The sequence below is a fragment of the Brevibacillus sp. NPDC003359 genome (assembly GCF_042878995.1).
In the GTDB taxonomy this organism is placed as follows: Bacteria; Bacillota; Bacilli; order Brevibacillales; family Brevibacillaceae; genus Brevibacillus.
Genome location: NZ_JBIAOR010000042.1, coordinates 1 through 1057 on the forward strand (window position 1 = coordinate 1; position 1057 = coordinate 1057).

1 pseudogene is annotated in these 1057 nt (G+C 39.4%); it reads right to left on the reverse strand.

The features are described 5' to 3' along the window. Positions 1-35: 35 nt before the first annotated feature. A pseudogene (locus tag ACFYU8_RS31455) lies at positions 36-1057 on the reverse strand (IS3 family transposase); the annotation flags it as partial.

The window sequence follows — 1057 nt, forward strand, 5'->3', positions numbered from 1 at the left end:
TGAAGTGACCCCATAAAGTTAGACATGTCATTTAATTAGGCGGCTGCTTGGGCATGAGTGCGGTATTGTACCGGGCTCATGCCTTTTAATTTTGCCTTAATCCGTTTGTGATTATAGTACTCAATATATTTGGCTAGCTCTGACTTAAAGTGCTCCATGCTGTGGAATTCCTTTAGATAGAGTAGTTCCGATTTCATGATACCAAAGAAATTTTCTATCACTGCATTGTCGTAACAGTTCCCTTTTCGGGACATGCTTGGAGTGATTCCTCGCTCACGAAGTGCATGATGATATTGTTTCATTTGGTAATGCCAGCCCTGATCAGAATGAATCATGGGACGACAATCGTCTGTCAACCGCTCAAAAGCTTGTTCTAACATGGTGGAAACTAAGGAATAGTTTGGTCTCGAACTGATTGTATACGTAATAATTTCGCCGTTAAACAAATCTAATACAGGCGAGAAATATAGCTTTTCACCAAATAATTTAAACTCTGTAATATCGGTTACCCATTTCTCATTTGCTTTCTCAGCTGTAAAGTTGCGATTCAAAATATTAGGAGCAATTGTCCCGACAGTTCCTTTATAAGAGCGATATTTTTTCATACGTACAAGACATTTCAAACCCAGTTCTTTCATGATTCGCTGGACTTTTTTGTGATTTACTTTGTGGCCACGATTTTGAAGTTCATCACGAATACGGCGGTAACCAAAACGCCCTTCATGTTCGTCATAAATGCTTTGGATCAACTGTTTCAGTTCTATATCGAAATCAGGACGTCCAACGTTTTTCACGTAGTAATAATACGTACTTCTCGGGATATCTGCGAGTGTAAGCAGTGCTTTCACTGGAAATTCATGCCTTAGTTCGTAGACTACTTGGATTTTGTCTTGCTTGGTGATTTTTCCTTGCTTTGAACTAAGGCATTCAACTTTTTTAAATAGGCATTCTCCATACGTAAACGTTCATTTTCTGCTTTCAATGCCTCTAGTGATCCTTCCGCAGGTACTTGATTATTCATAGAGCCATGGTTCTTTTTTGGCATAGATGGACGCCC